General features: G+C 72.9%; 16 protein-coding genes and 1 pseudogene. 6 read left to right on the top strand and 11 right to left on the bottom strand.

Annotated features, from left to right (window positions below; translation table 11 throughout):
• Both MCAG_RS33850 and MCAG_RS23045 read right to left on the bottom strand, forming a co-directional pair.
• A pseudogene (locus MCAG_RS33850) lies at positions 1-267 on the bottom strand (hypothetical protein); the annotation flags it as partial.
• A gap of 147 nt (positions 268-414) precedes the next feature.
• A complete protein-coding gene (locus MCAG_RS23045) occupies positions 415-657 on the bottom strand; it encodes a DUF5522 domain-containing protein (protein ID WP_007075384.1) in 243 nt (80 codons plus the stop codon).
• A 152-nt stretch (positions 658-809) separates the two neighbouring features.
• Here MCAG_RS23045 and MCAG_RS23040 point away from each other — a divergent pair, with 152 nt between their 5' ends.
• Entirely contained in the window at positions 810-1,853 is a 1,044-nt protein-coding gene (locus MCAG_RS23040; protein ID WP_157548073.1) for an IS630 family transposase, read from the top strand.
• A gap of 193 nt (positions 1,854-2,046) precedes the next feature.
• Here the strand turns inward: MCAG_RS23040 and MCAG_RS23035 are convergent, their stop codons facing one another.
• From MCAG_RS23035 to nrdR, 4 genes are all read right to left on the bottom strand, one after another.
• Entirely contained in the window at positions 2,047-3,468 is a 1,422-nt protein-coding gene (locus MCAG_RS23035) for an alpha/beta fold hydrolase (RefSeq protein ID WP_232290250.1), read from the bottom strand.
• Positions 3,469-3,632: 164 nt separating this feature from the next.
• The gene (locus MCAG_RS23030) at positions 3,633-4,583 is read right to left on the bottom strand and encodes a DUF2332 domain-containing protein (RefSeq protein WP_050778046.1); all 951 of its coding nucleotides are present in this window, start codon (positions 4,581-4,583) and stop codon (positions 3,633-3,635) included.
• Between the two features lie 132 nt (positions 4,584-4,715).
• A complete protein-coding gene (locus MCAG_RS23025) occupies positions 4,716-7,634 on the bottom strand; it encodes a vitamin B12-dependent ribonucleotide reductase (RefSeq protein WP_007075381.1) in 2,919 nt (972 codons plus the stop codon).
• Positions 7,635-7,697: 63 nt separating this feature from the next.
• Positions 7,698-8,210: a transcriptional regulator NrdR gene (gene nrdR / locus MCAG_RS23020; protein ID WP_007075380.1), complete on the bottom strand. Its 513-nt coding sequence runs from the start codon at positions 8,208-8,210 to the stop codon at positions 7,698-7,700.
• A 614-nt stretch (positions 8,211-8,824) separates the two neighbouring features.
• Here nrdR and lexA point away from each other — a divergent pair.
• Entirely contained in the window at positions 8,825-9,607 is a 783-nt protein-coding gene (gene lexA, locus MCAG_RS23015) for a transcriptional repressor LexA (RefSeq protein ID WP_007075379.1), read from the top strand.
• On the opposite strand, the gene MCAG_RS23010 is transcribed toward lexA, so the two are convergent.
• Positions 9,490-11,370: a hypothetical protein gene (locus MCAG_RS23010; RefSeq protein WP_007075378.1), complete on the bottom strand. Its 1,881-nt coding sequence runs from the start codon at positions 11,368-11,370 to the stop codon at positions 9,490-9,492. The genes lexA and MCAG_RS23010 overlap by 118 nt on opposite strands.
• A 107-nt stretch (positions 11,371-11,477) precedes the next feature.
• Positions 11,478-12,929, bottom strand: a complete 1,452-nt coding sequence (gene hflX / locus MCAG_RS23005) for a GTPase HflX (protein ID WP_036374844.1) — start codon at positions 12,927-12,929, stop codon at positions 11,478-11,480.
• A gap of 156 nt (positions 12,930-13,085) precedes the next feature.
• On the opposite strand from hflX, the gene MCAG_RS23000 reads away from it, so the two are divergent.
• Positions 13,086-14,609: an NAD-dependent malic enzyme gene (locus tag MCAG_RS23000; protein ID WP_198141608.1), complete on the top strand. Its 1,524-nt coding sequence runs from the start codon at positions 13,086-13,088 to the stop codon at positions 14,607-14,609.
• Here MCAG_RS23000 and dapF read toward each other — a convergent pair.
• The 3 genes from dapF to MCAG_RS22985 form a co-directional block, all read right to left on the bottom strand.
• On the bottom strand, positions 14,606-15,457 hold the full coding sequence (gene dapF / locus MCAG_RS22995) for a diaminopimelate epimerase (RefSeq protein ID WP_007075375.1): 852 nt from the start codon (positions 15,455-15,457) through the stop codon (positions 14,606-14,608). The two genes, MCAG_RS23000 and dapF, sit on opposite strands and share 4 nt — an antisense overlap.
• Positions 15,458-15,464: 7 nt before the next feature.
• The gene (miaA, locus tag MCAG_RS22990; RefSeq protein WP_050778045.1) at positions 15,465-16,322 is read right to left on the bottom strand and encodes a tRNA (adenosine(37)-N6)-dimethylallyltransferase MiaA; all 858 of its coding nucleotides are present in this window, start codon (positions 16,320-16,322) and stop codon (positions 15,465-15,467) included.
• Between the two features lie 72 nt (positions 16,323-16,394).
• Complete coding sequence (locus tag MCAG_RS22985) at positions 16,395-17,150, bottom strand: hypothetical protein (RefSeq protein ID WP_036374841.1); 756 nt, start codon at positions 17,148-17,150, stop codon at positions 16,395-16,397.
• 203 nt (positions 17,151-17,353) lie between these two features.
• On the opposite strand from MCAG_RS22985, the gene MCAG_RS22980 reads away from it, so the two are divergent.
• The 3 genes from MCAG_RS22980 (at position 17,354) to MCAG_RS22970 (ending at position 21,895) form a co-directional block, all read left to right on the top strand.
• The gene (locus MCAG_RS22980) at positions 17,354-18,562 is read left to right on the top strand and encodes a DUF349 domain-containing protein (protein ID WP_007075372.1); all 1,209 of its coding nucleotides are present in this window, start codon (positions 17,354-17,356) and stop codon (positions 18,560-18,562) included.
• Between the two features lie 411 nt (positions 18,563-18,973).
• On the top strand, positions 18,974-20,590 hold the full coding sequence (locus MCAG_RS22975) for a cellulase family glycosylhydrolase (RefSeq protein WP_007075371.1): 1,617 nt from the start codon (positions 18,974-18,976) through the stop codon (positions 20,588-20,590).
• 339 nt (positions 20,591-20,929) lie between these two features.
• A complete protein-coding gene (locus MCAG_RS22970) occupies positions 20,930-21,895 on the top strand; it encodes a polysaccharide lyase family 1 protein (RefSeq protein ID WP_007075370.1) in 966 nt (321 codons plus the stop codon).
• Positions 21,896-21,912: the final 17 nt, after the last annotated feature.

Here is a 21,912-nt window from a genome sequence, read left to right as displayed (position 1 = left end):
CAGCTCGGGCAGCAGCGCCTGCTCCGCGCGCAGCACGCAGGTACGGGTGTCGTCGCGCGCGCCGGACGCCGCCACGTCGAACCGTTCCCCGGTGTGCTCCTCGACCACCCCGAAGTCGAGCAGCAGGCAGGCGCCACCGGAGGACGCCGCCGGGACGTCGACCACCACCGGCGCGCCCCGAGGCACCGCCACCGGCTCCGCCGGCTCCGTCCCGCACCCCGCCACCAGCAGCACCGTCACGCCCGCCAGGCAGATCCGACCGCGCACCCCTACCTCCGCGCTCCTCAGCGGTTCCCGCCGATGTTCGCCCGACACCGTACGGGTTGTCCGCGTCGGGTGGAAGCCCTCGGCCGGCGGTTCGCGCACCGGGCCGGAAGCCTCGGCCGGCGGTGGTCCCTGTCGGGCCGGCGGCCCTCAGTCGGCCACGTACGGACAGTGTCGACAGCCTCGCCCGCAGCAGGTGCCCCGGCGGGCCAGGAAACCGGCGGTGAGCACGAACAGGCCGGTTTCCGGGTCGGGGTAGCCGGCCTGCCCCGCCGCGAGGGCGGCGGTGTGCGCAGCGAGGATCCGCCCCCGGTGCGGGTGCTCCGGAGGCAGCCGCGACGGGTGCGGCTCGGTCAACGGCCGGGCCGCCAGCGGCACCCGCTTCCCACTCACCGCCGCAGTGTAAGGAGGGGCCCCCTGTTAAGCAGGTTGCCGTAAGTCTTGTCGGTAACCGTCTGGGTTGAGGCTCGTCGTGCGGTGTGGACCTCGCTGGGTTTGCATGGAGTTTCCGACAACGTGCAAACACCAGCGAGGCCACGATCAGTATGCGACCGGCACAGACCTACGCCAACCCGACCGACGCCGAGTACCAGCAACTGCTCACCGCGTTGCACCACCAATGGCGCGTCGCCATGCGCACGGTGATGATCCTGCTCTCCGCCGACGGCATGTCCCCGGCGGAGATCGCCGAACTCCTGCACTACGACGACCCCGTCACCGTGCGCCGCTGGATCCGACGACACAACGCCGAAGGCCTGGCCGGCCTACCCGACCGGCCTCGTTCAGGCCGGCCCCGCCACGGCAGCACCGGCCTCGGCCGACGGATCCGCGTCCTCCTGACCACCCCGAAGGCCTGGACCACCCTCCGGATCTGGCGAGCCCTCGACCGACCCGCGATCAGCCTGCGCACCACCTACCGGCGCATCCGCGAACACGCAAACTGGCGCCGGCCCCGCCTGGTCGCCAAGACCGACCCCGACCACGACACCATCTGCACCCGTATCCGCGCTCACCTGCGACACCTGCCCGCCGGGACGGTCATGCTGGCCGAGGACGAAACCTACCTCGAACTCCTCGCCAAAGTCCGCGCATGCTGGCAGCCCACCGGCATCCGCCACCGCATCCCCACCCCCGGCCGCAACCAACGCCGCAGCATCTACGGCGCGATCAACCTCACCACCGGCGTCTTCCACTACCACGCCTGCGTCAAGGCCGTGTCCGAGGTGTTCTGCTACTTCCTCCAGCAACTCCTCGACGCCTACCCCGACGCCCCGGCCGTAGTCGTGCTCTGCGACAACGACACCACCCACACCAGCCGCCACACCCAGGCGTGGCTCGCCCAACACCCCCGCCTACACCTGATCACCGGCGCCCGTTACAGCCCCCAGGACAACCCCGTCGAACGCATCTGGGCCGCCCTCAAACACCACATCGCCAACACCGCCGTCACCACCCTCGCCGACCGACTCCGCCAAGCCCACACCTTCTTCCGCCACCGCACCTCCGACCAGAACCTCACCACCGCCGCACCCTGGACCAGCCCATGGCTACCCCACGAATACCGACAGAACTTCTGGCCAGGCGCTTAACGCATTCTGCATAGGAAGGGCCCCTTCCTAACGCCCCACCGCAGGCTCCCGCACGCCGCACGCCGCACGCCGCACGCCGCACGCCGTTGCGCCCCGGGGCCGGCGTGATGCGCCGTCGGGTTGATGGGGCGGGGTCGGCGTGACGGGGTGCCGACGCGGCCGGATGCGGGGGCGGGCGTCGTCGGCCAGGGGCTCAGCGGGGGGCGTTCGCGCCTTCCGTCTCCGCGCGTACCCGGGCCATCAGCTCGACGAACGGCCCTGGCCGCTGGAACAGCGACCGGTGCCCGGCCCCGGGGATGACGACGTGCTCCTTGCGGGGCGCCTGGAGCTGGGCGTACCACTGGTCGAGGAGGCGGAGCCGCCCCGGCACCTCGTGCTCACCGTCCACCAGGTACACCGGGACGGCGAGCTGCCGGACCTGAGTGCGGAAGTCCACGTCCTGTAGGCGCGGGTAGAGCGCGTCCCAACCGTCGATGAAGCCGGGGAGCAGGTGCGCCTTCTCCAGCGGCGTGTACTCCGGCACGCCGAGGTTCTCCACCACCCCGGCGGCCCCCTCGCTGTTGCCGGAGCGGTCGAAGTCGAACGCTCCCGCCTCGTTGGCCAGCAGCGGCTCGTACGCCCAGATGTCGCCGTACGGCGGCGGGCCCTGGGCGGCCATCCGGTCGGCAAGGTCGGCCCGGCCGGTGCCCCGGGCCCAGGCCACGGTGTCGGCGTGCTGGCTGGCGTCGGCCTCGCGCAGGCTGACCACCTGGCCGACGCCGACGTAGGAGGCGAACAGCTCGGGGCGGCGCTGCGCGGCGAGCAGCCCCGGGATGCTGGCGCCCGAGTGGGCGAGCAGGTGGACCCGGTCCCGGCCAAAGCGCCGCCGCAGGTGCTCGGCGACGGCGACGAGGTCGGCCACCTCGTTCTCCAGGGTCGGCGCCGGCGGGAAGGCCGACCAGGACTTCGGCCCGCCGGCGCGGTCCCAGGTGGCGACGACGAAGTGCCGCTCCAGGCCACCCAGGTGGCGGCGCACCGAGCCGATCTCCGAGCCTCCGGGCGGGCCGGGTGCCACGAGCAGCACCGGCGCGGTCGGATCCTGACCCCGGATCAGCAGGCCGAGGTGGCGGCCGGCGGTGGTGACGGTGGTCAGCTCGGCGACCCCGCCGGGGATCCGGTCGGTGCGGGCCGGCAGCGCCACACCGACGGTGACCAGCGCGAGCACGGCGGCGAGCACCCCCACCGTGGCGCGACCGGCCCAGCGCAGCACCGGCCCGCGACCGTCGCCGCCGGCCGCCCGGCGGGCGATCCCGGCCCCGTACGCGGCGCCGACGAACAACGGCAGCAGGGAGAGCGCGCCGTGCACCCCGCGCACGGTGAGGAGCACGACAACGCCGAGGCCGCTCAGGTGCGGCCGGTCGACGCTCGGCCCGCCCAGCCGCAGCCGGGCCAGCTCGACCGCCACCGCGTACGCCACCGGCGCGGCGATCGCCGCCCACCGGGACCGGCTCAACCAGCCGGCGGCCAGCCCGACGGCGAGGCTGACGCCGATCGAGGCCAGCGCCGGGCCAGTGGAGCCGGGCCCGCGCGGGGTCCACCACCCGGCGGCCAACCCCCAGAGCACGGGAAGCGACACCGCGAGGAGCACACGACCGGTCGGTCTCATGTCGACGAACTCACCCTCCACCAGGTACGGCCGGGAGACCCAGCGTAGTCAGGAACGCCTCTCCGCATGTCCCTGCCCTCGTCAGGTCGGCGACGTGACCGGGTCCACCAGCGAACGACCGCCTCAGCGGGGCGTCACGCGAACCAGGTGACCGCCTGACCGTGCGACCGGGTCCAGGCCAGCGGCGTGCCGTCCAGCGTGAGCACGTTGTGCAACGCGTCGTCCGGCGGCGCCGGCAGCGCGTCGTGCCCGAGCACGTCCGGGGCCTCGTTCGCGAGCCAGCGGCCGGGCAGTGCGCGTACCAGATCGGCGAAGGCCGCCCGGCGCGGCACCGGCACCTGGTAGAGCACGCTGGTGTGGAACACCACCAGGGTCGCCCCGGCGGGCGCCCGCGCGGCCAGCGCCGGCAGGTCGGCGACGAGATCGCCGCGTACGAGCAGCGGCGGGTCGGCCACCGCCACGGCCGCCGCGGCCCGCAGCCGGGCGCGGCGGTGGGTGTGCTCGGGCCAGACGAGGGCGTCGAGCCAGGCGATGTCGGCGGGGTCGGTCACGTCGAGCGGGTTCAGGTCCAGCCCTGCCCGCCACGCCACTTCGGGCCGGCGGGTCGGCGGTGGGGCGCCGGTGAGCGCGCAGTCGAGGACCGGCTCCCCGGCGCCGATCCGGTGGTCGCCGTAGCGGTAGGCGTACCGGTCGGGGTAGAGGCAGAGGCCGGCGGACGCGCCGACCTCCAGCAGGGCGAGCGGCTGCGGCAGCGCGGCGAGCACCGGCAGGAGCGCGGCGCACCGGCCGGCCTCGTTGGTCTGGGTGGCCCGGGTACGCAGCTCCGCCGCGACCGCCGGCCAGTGGGCCGCCGTGAACTCGCCGAACGCGGCCGGGTCCTCGACCGGGCCGCCGAGCAGCCGGACGACACCGAACAGCAGGTTCGGTTGCCGCTTGGCCGCCGGGAGCGCGCCGAGCAGCGCGAGCAGCCGGTCGTCGCGGGCGACCGCGCGGGCCAGGCGTTCGTACGCGGGCGACACCCCGCGCGCCTCGCGGTCGGCGAACTCCACGTAGCCGGCGGCGACCGTCGCGTCCGAACCGGCCATCCGGACAGGCTAGTCGATCTGCGGGGGGTGAGAGGGGTGCCCTTCTCTACCGCAGGCGTTGACAAGGGGCCCTTCCTTACACAACCGTCGAGCCCCGGGCGCTGGCGGGCCCGGGGCTCGACGGTTGTGTACTCAGCTACAACCGCTGGTCGATCCGCAGCCCTCGCAGACGTAGCAGCTGCCGGCCGGGCGCATCTTCGTGCCGCAGGTGAAGCAGAGCGGCGCGTCGGCGGCCTTGCTGATCACGGCCTCCAGCAGCTCCGTGCTGGAGCCGACCGACGGGGCCGGCTTGGCGGCGGCGACGTCGGCGACCTCCCGGGCCGGCTGGGCGACCGCCCCGGCCGTGGCCTCCACGCCCGTCCTCGGCTCGGGCGCCTCGACGGGGGCGGACGAGGCCATCGCGGTGAGGTCCGCACCGCTGACCGTCGCGCTCTCCGCCTCCGCCTCGGCCCGTAGCTGGGCGGCCCGCTCCTTGGCGGTGAAGATGCCCAGCTCGGCGCGGCGCTCGTACGGCAGGAAGTCCAGGGCCAGGCGACGGAAGATGTAGTCCATCACCGAGGCGGCCATCCGCACGTCCGGATCGTCGGTCATGCCGGCCGGCTCGAAGCGCATGTTGGTGAACTTGCTGACGTACGTCTCCAGCGGGACGCCGTACTGGAGGCCGATGGAGATGGCCACCGAGAAGGCGTCCATCACGCCGGCCAGGGTCGAGCCCTGCTTCGACATCTTGAGGAAGACCTCGCCGAGGCCGTCGTCCGGGTAGGACGACGCGGTGAGGTACCCCTCGGCCCCGCCGACGGAGAAGCTGACCGTCTGGGACGGGCGCTTCTTCGGCAGCCGCTTGCGCACCGGGCGGTACTCGATGACCTTCTCGACGACCTTCTCGACGGCGGCGGCCTCGACCGCGGCCTCCACGGCCGCCTCGACGACGGCCTTGTTCGGCTTGGCCACCGACAGCGGCTGGCCGACCTTGCAGTTGTCCCGGTAGATCGCGAGGGCCTTGAGGCCGAGCTTCCAGCCCTCGAAGTAGATCTTCTCGACGTCCTCGACGGTCGCCTGCTCGGGCATGTTGACCGTCTTGGAGATGGCGCCGGAGATGAACGGCTGGACGGCCGCCATCATCCGCACGTGGCCCATCGGCGCGATGGACCGTTCGCCCATGGCGCAGTCGAAGACCGGGTAGTGCTCCGGCTTGAGGCCGGGGGCGTCCACCACGTGACCGTGGTCGGCGATGTGCTCGACGATGGCCTCGACCTGCTCCTCGGGGTAGCCGAGGCTGCGCAGGGCGCGCGGGACGGTCTGGTTGACGATCTGCATCGAGCCGCCGCCGACCAGCTTCTTGAACTTGACCAGCGCCAGGTCCGGCTCGACGCCGGTGGTGTCGCAGTCCATCATCAGGCCGATGGTTCCGGTCGGAGCGAGTACCGAGGCCTGCGAGTTGCGCCAGCCGTACCTGTCGCCGATCTTGTTGCCCTGGGTCCACTGCTTCGTGGCCTCCCGCTGGATGGCGGTGGCCACGGTGCCGGCCGGCTTGATCGCGTCGTTGGCGGCGGCGTGCTTGCGCATGACCCGCTTGTGCGGCTCGGCGTTGCGGGCGTAGCCGTCGTACGCGCCGACGATGCCGGCCAGCTCGGCCGAGCGGCGGTACGCCGTGCCGGTCATCAGCGAGGTGATGGCGGCGGCGACGGAGCGGCCCTGCTCCGAGTCGTACGGCAGGCCGGAGGCCATCAGCAGCGCGCCGAGGTTGGCGTACCCGATGCCGAGCTGACGGTAGGCGCGGGTGGTCTCGCCGATCTTCTCGGTCGGGAAGTCGGCAAAGCAGATCGAGATGTCCATCGCGGTGATGACGAACTCGACCGACCGGACGAACTTCTCCACCTCGAACCCGCCGTCGGCGCGGAGGAACTTCATCAGGTTCAGCGAGGCCAGGTTGCACGAGGAGTTGTCCAGGTGCAAATACTCACTACAAGGGTTAGATGCGGTGATTCGCCCGGTTTCCGGGCAGGTGTGCCAGTCGTTGATGATGTCGTCGTACTGCAGGCCGGGGTCGGCGCACTCCCAGGCGGCCTGGGCGATGGTGCGGAACAGCTTCTTGGCCTCGATGGTCTCGATGGTCTGCCCGTCGAGCCGGCCGCGCAGGTCGAAGCCGCCGCCGTTCTCCACGGCCGACATGAACTCGTCGGAGACGCGTACCGAGTTGTTGGCGTTCTGGTACTGCACGCTGACGATGTCGTTGCCGCCGAGGTCCATGTCGAAGCCGGCGTCCCGCAGCGCACGGATCTTGTCCTCCTCGCGCGCCTTGGTGATCACGAACTCCTCGATGTCCGGGTGGTCGACGTCGAGGATGACCATCTTCGCCGCGCGCCGGGTGGCGCCGCCGGACTTGATCGTGCCGGCGGAGGCGTCCGCGCCGCGCATGAAGCTGACCGGGCCGGAGGCGGTGCCGCCGGAGGAGAGCAACTCCCGGGAGGAGCGGATCCGGGACAGGTTGACCCCGGAGCCGGAGCCGCCCTTGAAGATCAGCCCCTCCTCCTTGTACCAGTCGAGGATCGAATCCATCGAATCATCCACGGACAGGATGAAGCACGCGGAAACCTGCTGGGGCGAGGGCGTGCCGACGTTGAACCAGACCGGCGAGTTGAAGCTGAAGACCTGGTGCAGCAGCATCCAGGTCAGCTCGTGGGCGAACACCTCGGCGTCGGCCGGGGTGGCGAAGTAGCCGTGCTCCTCGCCGGCGGCGCGGTAGGTGCTGACCACCCGGTCGATGAGCTGCCGCAGCGACCACTCCCGTTCCGGGGTGCCCACCGCGCCCCGGAAGTACTTGGTGGTGACGATGTTGGCCGCGTTGACGCTCCAGGACTCGGGGAACTCCACCCCGCGCTGCTCGAAGTTGATCGAGCCGTCCCGCCAGTTCGTCATCACGACGTCGCGACGCTCCCACGACACCTCGTCGTAGGGGTGGACCCCGTCGGTCGTCCACACCCGCTCGATCTTCAGACCGGTGCTGGCCTTCGTCCGCGTCCGGCTGGCTGTCACGCCGTCCCCCGCCATCTCATCCGCCCCTCGTCTGCGCGGTCACCCGCCGCGCGTCCAACTGTCAGAAACCAGGAAAAATCAATTGGTACGGCCGGCGGCCCCCGCCGCGGCCACACCGTCGCCGTCGCCGGCGCCCTCCCGGGCACGGGCGGCGGCCCGCAGGGTCTCGATCTCGCGCTCGAAGTCCGCCAGCGAGTCGAACGAGCGGTAGACGCTGGCGAAGCGCAGGTAAGCCACCTCGTCCAGGTCCCGCAGCGGGCCCAGGATCGCCAGGCCCACGTCGTGGCTGGGGATCTCGGCGGCCCCCTTGGCCCGGATGGTCTCCTCGACCTTCTGGGCGAGCAGGGCGATCGAGTCCTCGTCGACCGGCCGCCCCTGGCACGCCTTGCGCACCCCGCCGATAATCTTGATGCGGCTGAACGGCTCGGTCACCCCGCTGCGCTTGACCACCGCGAGCACCGCCTCCTCGACTGTGGTGAACCGCTTGCCACACTCGGGGCAGGACCGCCGCCGGCGGATCAGCTGGCCGTCGTCGGCCTCCCGCGAGTCGACGACCCGGGAGTCGGCGTGCCGGCAGTACGGGCACCGCATCGCCTGACCTCCTTCATCGACGGGCGGGCCGCCAGACCGACAGGCATCCCCGGGCACGCGGAACCGCGGCGCCGGCCCCGCCCGGGGGCCGCCACCGGGTGCGGTAGCGGGAAGTGCGGTCGGTAGTCGAACCCAACCTGTAGGCGACTTACGCCAGTGTGACTACTACATCTAGGGGTCGACCGTATGCGCCCGGCGGACCGTGGTCAAGTTCGCCGGCGTGTCCGGCGCGTCGCCAGGATCACGTCGCCACCCCGCGCCCCGAAGCCGCCGAAAGCCCCAACGCGACATGCCTCCCCCCGGTCACGCCCCGCCACCCGAACGGGACCGCCCGCCACGGATCGGGCGGCGCGGCGTCAGGAAACAACGCGGCCGTCGAACTGACGTTCGAATGCGCGTACCATTTACCAGAACAGGCGTTCGGATTCCCCGCTTTCCGGCTCCGACACGCCAACGAAGGTCGTACAGATGTTTGAAAATGACCGATCCCACCTATACGGTCGAGAACAACCGGGCCGGCGAGCACGCGGACCGGCCACCGAGGCAACCCGCGCGGCTCGACCCCGCACGCCCACGGGCCGCCGGGCAAGCAGCGCCGACCAGGGAGGACGGACGTGACCGAGGACCGGGCCAGCCGGCCGAAGAACCCGCAGCAGAGCACCGAGGCGGGTCCGCCGGCCAGACGCCCCCGCGCCGCGCGCAGTCGGGCCGCTCAGCCGGCCGTGCGCCCGGTCACCCCGGTGGTCAGCAGCTTCCCCGACCCGGCCACGGTCGACCTCACCACCCGGCAGCGCCGCATCCTGGAGTTCATCCGCACCTGGGTCGAGCGGCACGGGTACCCGCCGAGCGTGCGGGAGATCGGCGAGGCCGTCGGCCTCGTCTCCCCGTCCAGCGTCGCCTACCAGCTCAAGGAGCTGGAGAAGAAGGGCTTCCTGCGGCGGGACCCGAACCGCCCGCGTGCCGTGGACGTCCGGTCCCCCAACGAGACGCTCGACGACGAGGCGAGCCGTTCGCAGCGCCCCGCACCGGCGTACGTGCCGATGCTCGGCCGGATCGCCGCCGGTGGCCCCATCCTCGCCGAGCAGGCGGTGGAGGACGTCTTCCCCCTGCCCCGTGAGCTGGTGGGCGAGGGCGAGGTCTTCATGCTCCAGGTCAAGGGCGACTCGATGCTCGACGCCGCGATCTGCGACGGCGACTGGGTGGTCGTCCGGCAGCAGCCGACCGCCGATGCCGGCGACATCGTCGCCGCAATGCTCGACGGCGAGGCGACCGTGAAGACCTACCGCCGCCGGGACGGCCACGTCTGGCTGATGCCGCAGAACCCCGCGTTCGACCCGATTCCCGGCGACGACGCCACCATCATGGGCCGGGTCGTCGCCGTCCTGCGCCGCATCTGACCGCCGCCGCGGACCGGCTCAGGCGCTGATCCACCAGCAGAGCTGATCCACCAGCGAAGCTGAGCGACCAGCCTGGCCGGTCGACCGTCGGTGCCCGCGGCGTCAGTACCGGTCGCCCCGGTACTCGCGACCGCCGCCGGGCGGCTGACCGTAGCCGCCGCGCTCGTCGCCGGGCCCGCCGGCGCCGCGCCGACCCCCGCGCGGGTCCCGGGGGGCCTGTCCCCGCCGGGGCGGCTCGGCTCGCCCGCCGCCGTACACCCCACCACCACCCCGGCCGGGCTGAGCCGCCCCGCCGCCGGCGGGAGGAACGCCCCCGGGCTGCGCGCCGCCGTACCCGCCAGCGCCGGCGGGGCGGCCCCCGCCTCCGCCGTACACACCGCCGCCGGAGGGTCGGCCGCCACCGGCCGGCCGGCGGTTGCCGCCGTACACGCCGCCGGAGGCGCCGGCGCTTCCGGCGCGGTGCTTGGGGCGGCACCGTAGCCGCCGACCTGCACGCCTCCGTAGACCCCGCTCCGAACACGGTCGCCCCCAGGCGGCGGGCCGTCGACCGGCCGCCCCCGGCCGGGCCCACCCGGGCCGGCGTTAAGCGGGAACTCGTCCCGCTCGGGCAGGTCGGGGCCGCCCCTGGACTCGTCGGGCGGCACGGGGCGCTGGCGGGCCCGGAGGATGCCGAAGATCCCCGCGCCGACCATCAGCGCGCCGATCACGCCGACCGCCGCGATCAGGTACGTGATCTCGTCGAGGCTCAGCCCCTCCATCCAGGACTTCTCCGCCGCCGGCTTCGGCGGGCCGGCGTCGCCGCCGGTCAGCGCCTCGGCACCGGTGGTGGCGGGGGTGTAGGCGAGGATCTCGATGGCCTCGTCCTGGCCCAGCTCGCCGCCGTCGGAGACGGTCACGAACGACTTGCCGTCCGGGGTGTAGGAGATCGCCTCGCCGAACGGATCCGTCAGCGGGGTCACCCGGGGCTTACCGCCGGTCAGCGCGCCGACGATGTCACCGCCGGTGACGTCGTACTCGAAGGCGTCCGCGTACGTGCGCAGCACCACCTTCGTGCCGTCGGGCGAGCGGGCGGCACCGGTGATGGCGACCCGGCCGATCGTGTTGAGCACGTTCGGGGTGTTCGTCTTCGGCAGCGAGACCTCGCCGACCCTGCTCATCGGCACGGGGTCGGTGTCGCCGCTGCTGAGCTTGCCCTCCGGGGTGAAGATCTCGGCCTTGCCGGTGGCCACCTTCGTGATGATCAGCGGCTTGCCGTCGTCGCCGATCAGCAGCGCCTCGGCGTCGTGCGGCTTCTTCTCCGGGTACGACAGCCGGTGCAGCACCGGCCGGGCCGACCCGTCGACCGGCATGCTCCACACCGCCACCCGCTCCCGCCGCTCGGTGCTGGTGATGTTGTCACCGATGTCGGCGATCCAGAGCTTCTCGCCGTCCGGCGAGAGGGCCAGGTCCTCGGTGTCCAGCGGCCCGTTGCCCGAGTAGCGGACCGGCTCCCCCGCCAGCTTGCACTTGGTGTCGAGGAAGAAGACCCGCTTACGCTGCTCGATGGTGGTGCCGTCGTTGATCACGACGTACCCGGTCTTTGTCGCCACCAGGCCGGAGAGCTCCCGCAGCCGCTCGTCGGTGATCGCGCAGCGCTTCTTGCCGGGCTTCGGCTCGGGGGCTGCGGCCCCGAGGGCGGGCGCGGCCAGAGCGACTCCGGTGAGCGCCACGGTCGCCCCGAGCAGGCCGAGGGCAACCGTGACCGATGAGACAGCGCGGCGCATGGGAGTCAGTGTCGCATGCCTGTGTAAACGCGAGGGGCACGCCGCGATGCCTGGTCCGGCGGCGACGGCCCCTCGCGGCCGGGGCCCCGTGCGGGGCCCGGCCCGGCTCACCGCGCGCCGGCGGCGACGCGCCCCTCGTCCGCGACGAACGGCGCCAGCTCGGCGGCGAGCGCCTCGCCGACCCGTACGTGCAGCAGCGTGCCCTCCGGCAGGTGGGCCGTGCTGAGCACCTCGCCCTGTCGGTGCACGCGGGCGACCAGGTCCCCCCGGTCGTACGGCAGCACCGCCCGGACCTCCACCGCCGGCCTGGGCAGGCGCGCCTCGATCGCCGCCCGCACCTCGTCGAGCCCCCGCCCGGAGCGGGCCGAGGCGAACACGGCGTCCGGCCAGAGCCGCTTGAGCCGCAGCAGGGTCTCCTCGTCGGCCGCGTCGGTCTTGTTGATCACCAGCAGCTCGGGCAGCCGGTCCGCGCCGACCTCCGCGAGGACCTCGCGGACCGCCCGGACCTGCTCCTCCGGGTCCGGGTGGGCGCCGTCGACGACGTGCACCACCAGGTCGGCCTCGGCGACCTCCTCCAGGGTCGAGCGGAACGCCTCGACGATCTGGTGCGGCAGGTGCCGGACGAACCCGACGGTGTCGGACAGGGTGTAGATCCGACCGTCGGGGGCGGTGGCCTTGCGGGTGGTCGGGTCCAGGGTGGCGAACAGGGCGTCCTCCACCAGCACGCCGGCCCCGGTCAGCCGGTTGAGCAGGCTGGACTTGCCGGCGTTGGTGTAGCCGGCGATAGCCACGGCGGGCACGGAGTTGCGGGACCGGCGGGCGCGCTTGGTCTGGCGTACCGTCCGCATGGCCTTGATCTCCCGGCGCAGCCGGGCGATGCGGTGCCGGATGCGGCGCCGGTCGGTTTCCAGCTTGGTCTCACCGGGGCCGCGCACGCCCACGCCGCCGCCCGCGCCGCCGCCGCGACCGGAGCCGCCGGTCTGCCGGGACAGCGTCTCGCCCCAGCCGCGCAGGCGGGGCAGCAGGTACTCGAGCTGGGCCAGTTCGACCTGCGCCCGGCCCTCCTTGCTCTTGGCGTGCTGGGCGAAGATGTCGAGGATCAGGGCCGTGCGGTCGACCACCTTGACCTTGGTGCGCTGCTCCAGGTTGCGCAGCTGGGACGGCGACAACTCGCCGTCGCAGATCACCGTGTCGGCGCCGCTGGAGAGCACCACCGCGCCGAGGTCGTCGACCTTGCCCCGGCCGATGTAGGTCGCGGGGTCGGGGCGGCCGCGGCGCTGGATCAGCCCCTCCAGCACCTGCGAGCCGGCCGTCTCGGCCAGTTGCGCCAGCTCGGTGAGGGAGTTCTCGGCGTCGGCCTGGGTGCCCTCGGTCCAGACGCCGACGAGTACGACCCGCTCCAGCCGGAGCTGGCGGTATTCGACCTCGGTGACGTCGGCGAGCTCGGTGGAGAGGCCAGGGACCCGCCGCAGCGCCTGCCGCTCCGACAGCTCGAACTCCCCGGTGGTCGCCTCGAGCTCGTCGTCCGTGAAGGGTACGTAGGTCTCCTGGTCGCGCAAGCTGCGCCTCCTGTCCGTTCTGTTCCGTAGCGACGGATTCTGTCGCGTACGACCAATCCTGACATGTGCCAACGCCGGACGCACCCGCTTTATGCCCATCGCGTGGACCACGCAACGTGGGGGCGAGTGCTTCGCGATCCGGGCGGGCGAGTAGAAATGCGGGGCAAGGCAAGACCGACCCCGATCAGCGTTGACGGAGGGAATCCTGTGGCCATCACCCGACTTCCGAGCGCGGGATTCTCGATCACGATCCGGATCGCCGTGCCCGCGGACGCCTCCTCCATCGGCCGGCTGACCACCTCCGTCGGCGAGGCCGGGGCGATCGTCACCGCGCTGGACGTGGTCGACTCCGATCCGACCAGCGTGCTGGTCGACCTGACCTGCGACACCGCCGACGCCACCCACGCCGACCAGGTCGTCGACGCGCTCACCGCGCTGGACGGGGTGGACGTGCGCAAGGTCTCCGACCGCACGTTCCTGCTGCATCTCGGCGGCAAGATCGAGGTGAGTTCCAAGGTCGCGCTGCGCAACCGCGACGAGCTGTCCCGGGCGTACACCCCGGGGGTGGCCCGGGTCTGCATGGCCATCGCGGAGAACCCGGCCGACGCCCGCCGGCTCACCATCAAGCGCAACACGGTCGCGGTGGTCAGCGACGGCTCGGCCGTGCTCGGCCTGGGCAACCTCGGGCCGGCCGCGTCGCTGCCCGTGATGGAGGGCAAGGCGGCGCTGTTCAAGCGCTTCGGCGGGGTGGACGCCTGGCCGGTGGTCCTCGACACCCAGGACACCGACGAGATCGTGGCGATCGTCAAGGCGATCGCGCCCGCGTACGGCGGGATCAACCTGGAGGACATCGCCGCGCCGCGCTGCTTCGAGATCGAGGCCCGGCTGCGCGAGGCGCTGGACATCCCGGTCTTCCACGACGACCAGCACGGCACCGCGATCTGCGTGCTGGCCGCGCTGACCAACGCGCTGCGCGTCGTGGGCAAGCGCCTCGCGGACGTCCGGGTGGTCGTCTCAGGGGCCGGCGCGGCCGGCACCGCGATCATGAAGCTGCTGCTCCGCCAGGGCGTCGGCGACATCATCGCGTACGACCGGCAGGGTGCCCTGCACCGCGGCCTGACCGGGCTCAACCCGGCCTGGCAGTGGCTGGCCGAGAACACCAACCGGGACGGCTACTCCGGTGACCTGGCCGGGGCGGTGCGCGGCGCGGACGTGTTCATCGGGGTGAGCGCGCCCAACCTGCTCACCGGCGAGGACATCGCCACCATGGCAAAGGACGCGATCGTCTTCGCGCTGGCCAACCCGGACCCGGAGGTCGACCCCCGAGAGGCGCGCAAGCACGCCGCCGTGGTGGCCACCGGCCGCTCCGACCAGCCGAACCAGATCAACAACGTGCTCGCCTTCCCGGGCGTGTTCCGGGGCATGCTCGACGCGCACGCCGAGGAGTTCACCGAGGAGATGGCGATCGCCGCCGCCCGGGCGATCGCGGACGTGGTCGGCGAGGACAAGATCAACCCGACGGTCATCGTGCCCAGCGTCTTCGACTCCCGGGTCGCCCCGGCGGTCGCGGCGGCGGTTCGCGCCGCCGCCCAGACCCCGGCCGCGACGCCCCCGCCGGCGGCCGACCCGGGCCCGGCCGACCTGCCGGAGATCGCCGCCACCGCCAGCGCCACCCCCTAGTCAGGGGCGAAGGGTGGGCCAGGGTGCAGGGTGCCGCTGGCGACCAGCAGGGCCGGGCCCGCGAGCCAGCAGGAGTCGTCGGTCATCGTGACCGTGAGGCGGCCACCGGGGAGGTCGACCGCGACCGTGCCGGTGTTGCGGCCCGCGTCGTGCAGGGCGACCGCCGCGACCGCGCAGGCGCCCGTGCCGCAGGACAGCGTCTCGGCGGAGCCGCGCTCGTAGACCCGCATCAGCACGTGGCCGTCGGTGCCGTCGACCGGGCCGCCGGGGGCGGTGAACTCGACGTTCACCCCGGCCGGGAAGACGGCCGGGTCGAAACCGGGTGCCCGGGTGAGGTCGAGCGCGCCCAGCTCCAGCCCGGCCGGCAGGGCGCAGACCAGGTGCGGGTTGCCCACGTCCACGGCGCTGCCGGCGAGGGTCAGCCCGCCCAGGGCGGCGGTCGACGTGGCGTACACCCGGGGGCGGCGCACCTCGACGGAGATCGCCTCCCCCGCGACCAGCGCGCGCACGACGCCGGCCCGGGTGGCCACCGACAGGGCCGCGCCCTCGGGCACCGCCAGCCCGGTCTCGACCAGGTAGCGGACGAAGACCCGGGCGCCGTTGCCGCACATCTCGGCGAACGAGCCGTCGGCGTTCCAGTAGTCCATGAACCACTCGGCCTCGCCGGCCTGGCCCGCGCCCTCGGGGTGCTTGGCGGCCCGCACCACCCGCAGGACGCCGTCCGCGCCGAGGCCCCGCCGCCGGTCGCACAGCGCGGCGACCAGGCCCGGAGTCAGCTCCAGCGCGCCGTCCGGGTCGGGGAGGATGACGAAGTCGTTGCCGGTGCCGTGTCCCTTGGTGAACTCCACGACCCCATCATCGCGCAGCCGCGCCGACGAGGCGCAAAGCCTCCTCGGTGAGCCCCGGGTTGGCGGAGTCAAGCCAGTGGATCCGCGGGTCGCGGCGGAACCAGGAGCGCTGCCGGCGGACGAACCGCCGGGTGGCCCGGATCGTCTCGTCGTGCGCCTCGGCCTCCGTCAGCTCGCCGGCGAGGAAACGCAGCACCTGCTGGTAGCCGAGCGCCCGGCTGGCCGTACGGCCCTCGGGCAGACCCTGGCCCACCAGGCCCCGGACCTCGGCGACCAGGCCGTCGGCCCACATCCGGTCCACCCGCAGCGCGATCCGCTCGTCCAGCGCCGCGGTGTCCAGGTCGACGCCGAGCTGCACCGACGGGTAGTACGGGGTGGGTTCGGGCAGCGCCGCCGTGAACGGCGCCCCGGTCAGCTCGATGACCTCCAGGGCCCGGACGATCCGCCGGCCGTTGCCCGGCAGGATGCCCTCGGCCGCCGCCGGGTCCACCGCGCGTAGGCGGGCGTACAGGGGGGCCGGGCCGGACTCGGCCAGCTCCACCTCCAGCCGCCGGCGCACGCCCGGGTCGGTGCCGGGGAACTCGAACCGCTCCAGCACCGCCCGCACGTACAGCCCGGAGCCGCCGACCAGCAGCGGCACCCGGCCCCGGGCCAGGATGTCGTCGACCGCCGCGCGGGCCAGCCGCTGGTACTCCGCGACGCTGGCCGGCTCGGTCACCGCCCAGATGTCGAGCAGGTGGTGCGGCACCCCGTCCCGCTCGGCCGGGGTGAGCTTCGCCGTGCCGATGTCCATCCCCCGGTAGAGCTGCATCGAGTCGGCGTTGACCACCTCGCCGCCGAGGGCGTGCGCGAGGGCGATGCTCAGCGCCGACTTGCCGGCGGCCGTCGGCCCGACGACGGCGACGACCGTGCCGCGCCCGGCGGGCCCGTTCCGTGGTCACGCCCGCTCCCAGGTGGCCACGAAGTAGGCGACCCCGTAGGGCGCCGCGTGGTAGGTCAGGTCGCCGTGCCAGTCGCCGCCCGCCGCCCGGGCCGCGCCGGCCAGCACCTGCCAGGGCGCGCGCCCGGCGACCTTCAGCCGCGCCGACAGCACCGGGTCCAGGCCGAGCAGCGCCTCGGCGTCCGCGCCGGCCAGGGCCCGGGCCACCCCGTCGTCGTACGCCCCCGCGCGCGGGTCGTCGTAGCCGGGCGCCTTCGTCCCGTGGCACGCCGACCCGTCCCCCAGCACCAGCAGCGCCAGCCGGGGGCGGTGCTGGTGCACCTGCCGAGCCAGCGAGGCCAGCTCGGCGGGGGTCGCCCCGGCGTCCACCTGGGCGGCGTCGACCGGTAGCCGGACCCGGTGCCGGGCGAGCAGCCACGCGCCCACGGTCAGGCTCAGCGGCAGCGCCGGGACCTCGTCGGGCCGCGCCGGAGCGTCGTCGGGCCGCGCCCGGGCGTCGTCCGGCCCTGCCGGGAGCGGGACGGACAGGTCCGCTCCCCACGGGCGGAAGGTGCCGATGGCCGGCGGCACGATCCACCGGTCGCCGGGCCGGACCCCAGCAGCACCAGGCCCGTCCGGTGCCGAGGCGAGCAACCAGGCCACCGCCGCGTCGGCGGCGGCGCGGAGATCGTCCAGCTCAGCGGCGGCGGCACCGGCCAGCTCGGGCACGATCAGGGGCGGGTGGGGGCAGACGGCGGCGGCGACCACAGGCACCCGTTCACCGTAGCGGGACCCACCGGTGCGTCCCCGCGCCGATCCGGTCTTGCGGGGGCTAGGACACCGTATGGTCACGGTCGACGACAGGCGCTCGACGCGGACGGGGGCGGACCTGTGACAATGCCGGGAGTAAGTTTGCTGCGCCGTGGCGGCGATCGCGGGCCCTGGTCCGTCGACGCCGGGAGAACGAGGATGGGCACATGAGCGACTGGACGGCCTTCGGACGGGTGGACGCGGACGGCACCGTGTACGTCAAGACCGCCGAGGGCGAGCGAGTGGTCGGATCCTGGCAGGCGGGCGCTCCGGAGGAGGGACTGGCCCACTTCGCCCGCCGCTTCGCGGACCTGGTCACCGAGGTGGACCTGACCGAGGCACGGCTCAACTCGGGCGCGGCGGACGCCGGACACTCGTTGACCACGATCCGCCGGATCCGCGCCTCCCTGGCCGAGGCGCACGTCGTCGGCGACATCGATGCCCTGGCCTCGCGGCTGGAAAAGCTCGCCGCGGTCGCCGAGGAGAAGGCCGGCGAGGCACGCGCCGCACGCGACGCCGCCCGAAGCGAGGCCCTCGCGCGCAAGACCGCCCTCGTGGAGGAGGCGGAGAAGCTGGCCGCCGAGTCGACTGGCTGGAAGACCGCCGGTGACCGGCTCAAGGAGATCCTCGACGAGTGGAAGACCATCCGGGGGGTCGACAAGAAGGCCGATGGCGAGCTGTGGAAGCGGTTCGCCGCCGCGCGGGACGGCTTCACCCGCCGCCGGGGCGCCCACTTCGCCTCCCTGGACTCGCAGCGCAAGCAGGCGCAGCAGATCAAGGAGGACCTGGTCGCCGAGGCGGAGAAGCTACGGGAGTCCACCGACTGGGCGGCCACCGCCAACCAGCTCAAGGACCTGATGAACCAGTGGAAGGCCGCCCCGCGCGCCGCCAAGGAGGCCGAGCAGAAGCTCTGGGAACGGTTCCGGGCGGCCCAGGACGCGTTCTTCACCCGGCGCAGCGAGGTGTTCTCCGCACGGGACAACGAGCAGCGGGCCAACCTGGAGCGCAAGCAGGCGCTGCTCGCCGAGGCGGAGGCGCTCGACGTCGACGCCGACCCGAAGGGCGCCCAGGCCAAGCTGCGCGAGATCCAGGCGCAGTGGCACGAGGCCGGTCGGGTGCCGCGGGAGGCCGCCGCCGGGCTGGAGCGGCGGCTGCGGGCGATCGACGACAAGGTCCGCGAGGTGATGGACTCGGCGTGGCGCCGAACCACCAAGGAGGACAACCCGCTGCTGGCCCAGATGCGCTCGCAGGTGGCGGAGGCCGAGGAACGGCTGGCCCGGGCCCAGGCCGCCGGAGACAACCGGCGGATCAAGGAGGCCGAGCAGGCCCTCGCGTCGAAGCGGCAGTTCCTCCAGCTCGCGGAGCAGGCCGGCTGAGCTGAACCACCCGGGAGCCCCCGGTCCCACGTGGGACCGGGGGCTCCCGTCTGCCCGCGCCCCGGCCGACCTTCCCCCCCGTCACGTCCGCGACCCGCGCTCTGCGGGCCGGTGGGCACCGCGATCCGCCGGGTGCGCCCGGGCAGGTTGACGCATCCAGGCGAGCTGATGACAATGGTCCGCGGAGCTAGGTAGCAGCACCGGCGCGAGGGGCACCGACGGCAGGTTCGCCGTCGCGAGTCGCCGGTTCACCGCGAGCGGTCGTCCGCGTCGCCGTCGTTCCCGCATTTCGCGTTCCCGGTCGGCGCACGCCGTGGTTGCCGGTCGGCACGCACTGCGGGCAACGGCCCTCCCCTGGTTCCCCGCCCGCGCCGCCCTCGTGCGGCAGCCGGCATCCGAAGTGGAGTCCGCATGCACCGATTCACCGCCCTCGGCGGCGCGCTCACCGCGCTCGCCACCGCCGCGGCCGGCGTCCTCGTCGCCGCCGCCGTCGGCACCGCCCCGGCAGCAGCCGCCACCGGCGGCACCGGCACCGGCTACCTGCGCACCAACGGCAACAAGATCGTGGACAGCACCGGCGCGACGGTCCGCCTGACCGGCATCAACTGGTTCGGCATGGAGACCGACAACAAGACCTTCCACGGCCTGTGGTCGAACAACCCGTGGCGCGGCCAGCTCGACACGATGGCCCGCCTCGGCTACAACACGCTGCGCATCCCGTACTCGAACGACGCGCTGAAGCCGGGGGCGACGGCGAGCGGCGTCAACGACTTCGTGAACCCGGACCTGGTGGGGCTGTCGCCGTTGCAGATCCTCGACAAGGTCATCGGCTACGCGGGCAGCAAGGGGATGCGGGTCATCCTGGACCGGCACCGGCCGACCGCGGCCGGGCAGTCGCCGCTCTGGTACACGTCCACGGTCTCCGAGACGACCTGGATCAACGACTGGAAGATGCTGGCCCAGCGGTACGCGAACAACCCCACCGTCATCGGCGCGGACCTGCACAACGAGCCGCACGCCGAGGGCACCAACCCGGCGGCCACCGGCGCCTGCTGGGGCTGCGGGGACACCGCGCGGGACTGGCGGCTGGCCGCCGAGCGGGCCGGCAACGCGATCCTCGGGGTGCAGCCGAACTGGCTGATCTTCGTTGAAGGCGTGAGCTGCCCCAGCGGCGGACTGTCGAACGTCTGGGACAACGACCCGAGCAACGACGAGGACTGCGGCTGGTGGGGCGGCAACCTCTCCAAGGCCGGCCAGTTCCCGGTCCGGCTGAACGTGGCGAACCGGCTGGTCTACTCCCCGCACGAGTACGCCACCTCGGTCTACGAGCAGTCCTGGTTCAAGGCCCCGGACTACCCGGCGAACCTGCCGGCGATCTGGGACAAGTACTGGGGTTACCTGTACAAGCAGAACATCGCCCCGATCATGATGGGCGAGTTCGGCAGCACCCTGGCCGACCCGCGCGACAAGGTGTGGCTGGAGAAGCTGATGGCGTACACCGGCACCGGCGTCAACGGGATGTCCTTCACCTACTGGTCGTGGAACCCCAACTCGGGTGACACCGGCGGCATCGCGCTGGACGACTGGACCAACATCAACACCGCGAAGCAGGCGATCCTCCAGCCGTACCTGATCGCGCCGGTGGGCGGCGGGACCGACCCGACCCCGACCGGCACCCCCACGGGGACGCCGACGGCCAACCCGACCACCCCGCCCCCGGCGGGGGCCTGCACCGCCACCTACAAGCAGGTCAACTCGTGGCAGGGCGGCTTCCAGGGAGAGCTGACGGTCACCAACTCCGGCACCGCCGCCGTGAACCCGTGGTCGGTGACCTGGAGCTGGCCGTCCGGGGTGACCCTGGCCAGCGGCTGGAACGCCACCGTCACCCAGTCCGGCACGACGGTCACCGCCGCCGCGCCGATCTGGTCCGGTTCGCTCGCGGCGGGTGCCTCGGTGACCGTCGGTTTCACCGCCAACGGCGCCGCCTCCGCGCCCACCACGGTCAAGCTGAACGGCGTCGCCTGCTGAGCCACGGCGGACGGCCCCCCACCCGGCCGGGCGATCCGCTCCCCGTTGATCCGTAACCGAGCCTCGGAGGCCGGCACCACCCGGTGCCGGCCGCCGATTTTCCCCAGTTCCGTGGCAGTGGGGCAAAGGGTTTACATTGATGGATATCTGTGTTTATATCGGGAAAGCGCTTGCCTGAATCCCCGGCGGCGCCAGCACGGGAGCCGCTTCTCACCCCAGGCACGTCCACACCGGCGGGGCGCACGACCACCGTCTCCGGCCGACTCCGACGCCACACAGGGCACCGGCGTCAGCGATCGACCGATCGGTCGCGCACCCGCGACCACCGAAGGGAAGCACATGCGCATCACGGCACGACGCCGCACCACGCTGCTCGCCGCAGCCGCAACCGCCTCCGCCCTCGTCGCCGGGGCCCTCACCGCCGCCACCGCGCCCGCCTGGGCCGCGCCGAACTACATGGTCGGCTGGGCCACCCAGAACGGCGGCACCACCGGCGGGGGCGGTGCCCCGACGACCACGGTCACCAGCGCCTCCGCGCTGTCGAGCGCCCTCGGCTCCAGCAGCGCGGCGGTGATCCGGGTCTCCGGCACCATCTCCTGCTCGGGCATGCTCCGGGTCCGGTCCAACAAGACCATCCTCGGCAACTCGGGCGCGACCATCTCCGGCTGCGGCCTCAACATCAGCGGCGACCGCAACGTGATCATCCGGAACATCACGTTCAAGAGCTGGAACGACGACGCGATCAACGTCCAGGAGTCGGCCACCAACATCTGGATCGACCACAACACCTTCACCAGCGGCTACGACGGCGCGGTCGACATCAAACGCGGCTCCGACTTCATCACCGTCTCGTGGAACCGGGTCTACGGTCACGACAAGTCGATGCTGCTCGGGCACAGCGACGACAACGGCAACCAGGACATCGGCCACCTGCGGGTGACCTACCACCACAACTACTTCGACGGCAGCAACCAGCGGCACCCCCGGGTCCGCTTCGGCAACCCGGTGCACGTGTTCAACAACTACTACCGGGCCAACGGCGGCTACGGCGTGGCCTCCACCATGAGCGCCGGCGTCCTCGTCGAGGGCAACTACTTCGAGAACGTCGCCGACCCGTTCCACCTCGGTGAGGGCAGTTCCGGGCCGGGCACCCTGGTCGCCCGGAACAACTACTTCGTCAACTCCGGCAGCGGCCAGGCAGGCGGCAGCGTGAAGAGCATCCCGTACCCGTACCCGCTGGACGGCGCGAGCAGCGTCAAGTCGATCGTGACGGGCGGCGCGGGCGCCGGCAAGATCTCGGTCTGACCCGCCATGAGCTGGTC

Source organism: Micromonospora sp. ATCC 39149, from assembly GCF_000158815.1.
In the GTDB taxonomy this organism is placed as follows: Bacteria; Actinomycetota; Actinomycetes; order Mycobacteriales; family Micromonosporaceae; genus Micromonospora.
The sequence above is the reverse complement of the archived record's forward strand: the minus strand, read 5'-3'. Positions and strand labels throughout refer to the sequence as shown.